The sequence below is a fragment of the Pantoea conspicua genome (assembly GCF_002095315.1).
GTDB lineage: Bacteria > Pseudomonadota > Gammaproteobacteria > Enterobacterales > Enterobacteriaceae > Pantoea > Pantoea conspicua.
Genome location: NZ_MLFN01000014.1, coordinates 68813 through 75747 on the forward strand (window position 1 = coordinate 68813; position 6935 = coordinate 75747).

9 protein-coding genes are annotated in these 6935 nt (G+C 52.4%); all 9 read left to right on the top strand.

What is annotated here, in order from left to right; genetic code table 11:
* The first annotated feature begins 178 nt into the window (after nt 1–178).
* Nucleotides 179–1015 carry an FKBP-type peptidyl-prolyl cis-trans isomerase gene (fkpA, locus tag HA41_RS07620; protein ID WP_094120264.1) on the top strand — a complete coding sequence of 279 codons (837 nt, stop codon included), beginning with the start codon at nt 179–181 and terminating at the stop codon, nt 1013–1015.
* Between the two features lie 165 nt (nt 1016–1180).
* Nucleotides 1181–1903: a helix-turn-helix transcriptional regulator gene (locus HA41_RS07625; RefSeq protein WP_009087612.1), complete on the top strand. Its 723-nt coding sequence runs from the start codon at nt 1181–1183 to the stop codon at nt 1901–1903.
* On the top strand, nt 1903–2289 hold the full coding sequence (gene tusD, locus HA41_RS07630; protein ID WP_094120265.1) for a sulfurtransferase complex subunit TusD: 387 nt from the start codon (nt 1903–1905) through the stop codon (nt 2287–2289). The genes HA41_RS07625 and tusD overlap by 1 nt, the downstream gene beginning before the upstream one ends.
* Complete coding sequence (gene tusC, locus HA41_RS07635) at nt 2289–2648, top strand: sulfurtransferase complex subunit TusC (RefSeq protein ID WP_094120266.1); 360 nt, start codon at nt 2289–2291, stop codon at nt 2646–2648. Before tusD ends, tusC begins: the two co-directional genes overlap by 1 nt.
* A gap of 9 nt (nt 2649–2657) precedes the next feature.
* Complete coding sequence (gene tusB, locus HA41_RS07640; RefSeq protein WP_094120267.1) at nt 2658–2945, top strand: sulfurtransferase complex subunit TusB; 288 nt, start codon at nt 2658–2660, stop codon at nt 2943–2945.
* A gap of 124 nt (nt 2946–3069) precedes the next feature.
* The gene (rpsL, locus tag HA41_RS07645) at nt 3070–3444 is read left to right on the top strand and encodes a 30S ribosomal protein S12 (RefSeq protein ID WP_024015376.1); all 375 of its coding nucleotides are present in this window, start codon (nt 3070–3072) and stop codon (nt 3442–3444) included.
* Nucleotides 3445–3540: 96 nt separating this feature from the next.
* Nucleotides 3541–4011 (top strand): 30S ribosomal protein S7, encoded by a 471-nt coding sequence (rpsG, locus tag HA41_RS07650; protein ID WP_013510774.1) that lies wholly within the window; start codon nt 3541–3543, stop codon nt 4009–4011.
* A gap of 90 nt (nt 4012–4101) precedes the next feature.
* Nucleotides 4102–6216, top strand: coding sequence for an elongation factor G (fusA, locus tag HA41_RS07655; protein WP_031376823.1), 2115 nt, complete (start codon nt 4102–4104; stop codon nt 6214–6216).
* 68 nt (nt 6217–6284) lie between these two features.
* Nucleotides 6285–6935, top strand: a 651-nt coding sequence (locus HA41_RS07660) for a GTP-binding protein (RefSeq protein ID WP_143807281.1), incomplete at its 3' end; no start/stop codon positions are given.

Below are 6935 nucleotides of genomic sequence, written 5' to 3' on the forward strand. Positions count from 1 at the left end.
CGCTTGAAAAAGCGCAGCGCGGCATCATCTCTGATGAAACTTCCTGATGCAAAAAAGGTCGGAGGTTAACCGGGTAATTACATTGTGGTAGTGTTCGCCACTGCCACGTAAAGTTATAGTGTGGACTCTGAAGTCCGCAATGATTCCCGAGGTTAGACGCTTCGGTTTTGGAGAATGGATGAAATCACTGTTTAAAGTCACATTGTTAGCTACCACTATGGCCGTTGCGCTGAATGCCCCGCTGAGCATGGCGGCAGAAACCGCTGCTGCACCGGCAACGGCTGCTGCGCCACAGTCTGCTCCTCAGGCACCGAAAAATGCTGCCTTCAAAGATGAAGACCAGCAATCTGCCTACGCGCTGGGTGCCTCGCTGGGTCGCTACATGGACAACTCCCTGAAGGAACAGGAAAAACTGGGCATCAAACTGGATAAGCAACAGCTGATTGCCGGTGTTCAGGATGCATTTGGCGGCAAGAGCAAGCTCTCTGATGAAGAGATCGAGCAGACGCTGCAGGCGTTTGAAGGCCGCGTGAAAGGCGCAGCTTCTGCGAAAATGGAAAAAGATGCGAAAGAGAACGCCGGGAAGGGTGACGCTTACGCAACTAAGTTCGCGAAAGAGAGCGGCGTGAAGAAAACGGAAAGCGGCCTGCTGTATAAAGTCGAGAAAGAAGGGAGCGGTGACGCCCCTACCGATAGCGATACGGTTGTTGTGAACTACAAAGGTACGCTGATCGACGGTACCGAGTTCGATAACTCCTATACCCGTGGTGAGCCGCTCTCCTTCCGTCTGGACGGTGTAATTCCGGGCTGGACCGAAGGTCTGAAGCATGTGAAGAAAGGCGGTAAGATTAAGCTGGTGATCCCACCACAGCTGGCTTACGGCAAAAATGGCGTTCCGGGTATTCCGGCTAACTCCACGCTGGTGTTTGATGTCGAGCTGCTTGATATCAAACCGGCCCCTAAAGCAGACGAAAAAGCGCAGGCACCTGCGGCTGACGCGAAAAAAGCTCAGTAATCTGCTCACCGCCGCCTTCGGGCGGCGGTTTCATTTCTGCATCATGACAAACCACTGGCATAAGCCGACGACATTTGCCAGACTAACGCCTGCCTAATTATCCCAATATTGAGTCTGCCCATAAGCCGCTGTGACAGGCTCCAGCCATTCAGGGTGATCTCTTCAATGTCTAATCCATTCAATCCCGGTGAACTGAGCGACTTCGATCTGCTGGAGCAGCGCCCGTTCGAGCAAACAGATTACGATATTCTGAAATCATACGAGGCTGTCGTCGATGGCCTGGCGATGCTGATCGGTTCACACTGTGAAATTGTGCTTCACTCGCTGGAAGATCTGAAATGTTCCGCCGTGCGTATCGCCAATGGTGAGCACACCGGCCGTAAGGTGGGATCGCCGATTACCGATCTGGCGTTGCGGATGTTGCATGACATGCACGGCGCCGACAGTAACGTCTCCCGCGCCTACTTCACCCGCGCCAAAAGCGGCGTGCTGATGAAGTCGGTCACCATTGCGATCCGCAACCGGCAGCAGCGGGTGATTGGCCTGCTCTGTATTAACATGAACCTGGATGTGCCGTTCTCTCAGATTATGTCGACCTTTATGCCGCCGGAGATGCAGCAGGTTGACTCCAGCGTCAACTTTGCCAGTTCCGTTGATGACCTGGTGATGCAGACGCTGGAGTTCACGATTGAAGAGGTCAGCGCTGACCGCAATGTGTCCAACAACGCCAAGAATCGCCAGATTGTGCTGAACCTGTACGAGAAGGGCATCTTCGATATTAAAGATGCGATTAACCAGGTTGCCGATCGGCTCAACATTTCGAAGCACACTGTCTATCTCTATATTCGTCAGTTCAAAAACGGCGATTTTCAGGGGCAGGATCGGTAATGCGTTACACCTTACTGGTTAGCGGTCCGGCTTACGGCACGCAGCAGGCGACCAGTGCCTTGCTGTTTGCCCATGCGCTGCTGGCGGCAGGTCATCAGCTTGAAAGCGTCTTCTTCTATCGTGAAGGGGTGCTGAATGCGAACCAGCTGACCGCGCCAGCCAGTGATGAATATGATGTGGTTCGGGGCTGGCAGGCACTGCATCAACAGCAGGGCGTAGCGCTTAATATCTGTGTGGCGGCTGCGCTGCGTCGTGGCGTCACGGATGAACAGGAAGCGGCACGCCTGCAACTGCCCGCCAGTAATCTTCAGCCCGGCTTTACCCTGAGCGGTCTGGGTGCGCTGGCCGAAGCCGCGTTAGGCTGCGAACGCCTGGTGCAATTCTGATGAATCGGGTGGCTTTTGTCTTTACCCGCGCGCCGCATGGCAGCAGCGCAGGACGTGAGGGGCTGGATGCCGCGCTGGCAACCGGTGCGCTGAGCGAGGATATCGGGTTATTTTTTATTGGCGATGGCGTGCTGCAGCTCAATTCACAGCAGCAGCCCGACGCGATTGCCAGTCGTCACTATGCGCCGACCTTTGGCGTGCTGGCGCTGTACGACATCGATCACTGCTATCTCTGTCAGGCGTCGCTGACCGCGCGTGGAATGCAGGTTGACGCCGACCGGGTAATGGATGTTACGCTATTGTCTGCGCTGGAACTGCGTCAGACACTGGCCGGTTACGATCGCATTCTTACCTTTTAGAGGCTTTTCATGCTGCACACACTCCTGCACTCACCGGCCTACAGCGATCTTGAGACGCTGCTGTTAATGGCGGGCGCAGATGACGACATACTGCTGTTGCAGGATGGCGTGCTTGCCGCTTTAGCCGGAAGTCGGGCGCTGCAGCAGCTTTCAGGCTGTGCAGCAGCACTGTGGGTGCTGGAGGAAGATCTTCGCGCCCGCGGCCTGACTGGACAAATTTCGACCAATGTGCGTCCGGTGGACTATACTGGATTCGTCGCACTGACGGTAAAGCATCCACAACAAATGACCTGGTAATCGTCTAAAACCTGGTTATTTCTTGACACCCTTTTGACGCAGCCCTAAAATTCTGCCTCCTCGTAATTCTACGAGGCGATTTATTACGTGTTTACGAAGCAAAAGCAAATCCAGGAGCTATTTAATGGCAACAGTTAACCAGCTGGTTCGCAAACCACGCGTCCGCAAAGTTGCAAAGAGCAACGTGCCGGCGCTGGAAGCTTGCCCGCAAAAACGTGGCGTTTGTACTCGTGTGTACACCACCACTCCTAGAAAACCAAACTCAGCACTGCGTAAAGTTTGCCGTGTGCGTTTGACTAACGGTTTTGAAGTTACCTCCTACATCGGTGGTGAAGGTCATAACCTGCAGGAACACTCCGTGATCCTGATCCGTGGCGGTCGTGTAAAAGACCTGCCAGGTGTGCGTTACCATACCGTTCGTGGCGCGCTTGACTGCTCAGGTGTTAAAGACCGTAAGCAGGCTCGCTCCAAGTACGGCGTGAAGAAGCCAAAGGCTTAATGGTTCTCCGTTAAGTAAGGCCAAACGTTTTAAATTAAATGTCAAAATAAACTCGTAGAGTTTTGGACAATCCTGAATTAACAACGGAGTATTTCCATGCCACGTCGTCGCGTCATTGGTCAGCGTAAAATTCTGCCAGATCCTAAGTTCGGATCAGAGCTGCTGGCCAAATTTGTCAATATCCTGATGGTAGATGGTAAAAAATCTACTGCTGAATCAATCGTTTATACCGCGCTTGAGACCCTGGCTCAGCGTTCAGGTAAAAACGAACTGGAAGCCTTTGAAGTAGCCCTGGAAAACGTGCGTCCGACTGTCGAAGTTAAGTCACGTCGCGTTGGTGGTTCTACTTATCAGGTACCAGTAGAAGTCCGTCCGGTTCGTCGTAATGCTCTGGCAATGCGTTGGATCGTAGAAGCTGCTCGTAAACGCGGTGATAAATCAATGGCTCTTCGCCTGGCGAACGAACTTTCTGATGCTGCAGAGAACAAAGGTACTGCAGTTAAGAAACGTGAAGACGTTCACCGCATGGCAGAAGCCAACAAGGCGTTCGCTCACTACCGTTGGTAATAACCACGTAGTTGTTAAACCAGCGGGCGCTCAATTAGCCAACCCGCTGGGGTCGACTTACCTTGAACGTCCGAGAATCAGAGGAATCAAATGGCTCGTAAAACACCCATTGCTCGCTACCGTAATATCGGTATCAGTGCGCACATCGACGCCGGTAAGACTACCACTACCGAACGCGTTCTGTTCTACACCGGTGTAAACCACAAAATCGGTGAAGTACATGACGGCGCAGCAACCATGGACTGGATGGAGCAGGAACAGGAACGTGGTATTACCATCACTTCCGCTGCGACCACCTGTTACTGGTCTGGTATGGCCAAGCAGTTTGAACCACACCACATTAACATCATCGACACCCCAGGACACGTTGACTTCACCATCGAAGTTGAACGTTCTATGCGTGTGCTTGATGGCGCGGTAATGGTTTACTGTGCAGTTGGTGGCGTTCAGCCACAGTCTGAGACCGTATGGCGTCAGGCTAACAAATATAAAGTTCCACGCATTGCGTTCGTTAACAAAATGGACCGCATGGGTGCTAACTTCCTGAAAGTTGTTAACCAGATGGAAGTTCGTCTGGGCGCAACTCCAGTTCCTCTGCAGCTGGCTATCGGCGCAGAAGAGAAATTCACTGGTGTTGTTGACCTGGTGAAAATGAAAGCAATCAACTGGAACGACGCAGACCAGGGTGTAACCTTCGACTACGAAGATATTCCAGCTGATATGCAGGAACTGGCTGAAGAATGGCATGCGAAGCTGGTTGAAGCCGCTGCTGAAGGCTCTGATGAGCTGATGGAGAAATTCTTCGGTGGTGAAGAACTGACTGAAGAAGAGATCAAAACATCTCTGCGTAAGCGTGTTCTGAACAACGAAATTATCCTGGTTACCTGTGGTTCTGCATTTAAGAACAAAGGTGTTCAGGCGATGCTGGATGCAGTTGTTGAATATCTGCCAGCACCGACTGACGTTACCGCGATCAACGGTATGCTGGACGACGGTAAAGACACGCCGGCTGTTCGTCACTCTGATGACAACGAGCCGTTTGCTGCACTGGCGTTCAAAATCGCTACCGACCCGTTCGTGGGTAACTTAACCTTCTTCCGCGTTTACTCTGGTGTTGTTAACACCGGTGACACCGTGTTCAACCCGGTTAAGTCAAACCGTGAGCGTCTGGGCCGTATCGTTCAGATGCACGCTAACAAGCGTGAAGAGATTAAAGAAGTTCGTGCGGGTGATATCGCCGCTGCGATCGGCCTGAAAGATGTGACCACTGGTGACACCCTGTGTGACCCAGATAACGTCATCATCCTTGAGCGCATGGAGTTCCCGGAGCCGGTAATCTCTATCGCCGTTGAGCCAAAAACCAAAGCTGACCAGGAAAAAATGGGTCTGGCTCTGGGCCGTCTGGCAAAAGAAGACCCATCATTCCGCGTATGGACTGATGAAGAATCTAACCAGACCATCATCGCCGGTATGGGTGAATTGCACCTCGACATCATCGTTGACCGTATGAAGCGTGAGTTCAACGTTGAAGCAAACGTGGGTAAACCACAGGTTGCTTACCGTGAAGCGATTCGCACCAAAGTTACCGATGTTGAAGGTAAACATGCCAAGCAGTCTGGTGGTCGTGGTCAGTATGGTCATGTTGTTATCGACATGTACCCACTGGAGCCAGGTTCGAACCCGAAAGGCTACGAATTTGTCAACGACATCAAAGGTGGTGTGATTCCTGGTGAATACATCCCTGCGGTTGACAAAGGTATCCAGGAGCAGCTGAAATCAGGCCCTCTGGCTGGTTACCCGGTTGTGGATCTGGGCGTGCGTCTGCACTTCGGTTCTTACCACGATGTCGACTCCTCAGAACTGGCGTTTAAACTGGCCGCGTCTCTTGCCTTCAAACAAGGCTTTAAACAAGCGACACCTGTTCTGCTTGAACCTATCATGAAGGTTGAAGTTGAAACGCCAGAAGAGAACACGGGTGATGTCATCGGTGACCTTAGCCGTCGTCGTGGTATGCTCAAAGGGCAGGAATCTAACGCTACTGGCGTTCAGATTCACGCTGAAGTTCCGTTGTCTGAGATGTTCGGATACGCAACTCAGCTGCGTTCTCTGACCAAAGGTCGTGCTTCTTACTCCATGGAGTTCCTGAAGTATGACGATGCGCCAAACAACGTAGCGCAGGCCGTTATTGAAGCTCGTAGCAAATAAGCTACGGTTTAAATTTGAACTGATGCCTTCACCCAGATGGTGAAGGCACAACGTAAGGAATTATCGCCATGGCGAAAGAGCAATTTCAGCGTAACAAACTGCACGTAAACGTGGGCACCATCGGTCACGTCGACCACGGTAAAACCACCCTGACTGCAGCTATCACCACCGTACTGTCTAAAACTTACGGCGGCCAGGCGCGTGCATTCGATCAGATCGATAACGCACCAGAAGAGAAAGCACGTGGTATCACCATCAACACTTCACACGTTGAGTATGAAACCCCGACTCGTCACTACGCACACGTTGACTGCCCAGGCCACGCCGACTATGTGAAAAACATGATCACCGGTGCTGCGCAGATGGACGGCGCGATCCTGGTTGTTGCTGCGACTGATGGCCCAATGCCACAGACCCGTGAGCACATCCTGCTGGGTCGTCAGGTTGGCGTTCCTTACATCATCGTGTTCCTGAACAAGTGTGACATGGTTGATGATGAAGAGCTGCTGGAACTGGTTGAGATGGAAGTTCGTGACCTGCTGTCAGCTTATGACTTCCCAGGCGACGACACCCCAATCGTTCGTGGTTCTGCGCTGAAAGCGCTGGAAGGCGAAGCTGAGTGGGAAGCGAAAATCATCGAACTGGCTGAGCATCTGGATAACTACATCCCAGAACCACAGCGTGCGATCGATATGCCGTTCCTGCTGCCAATCGAAGAT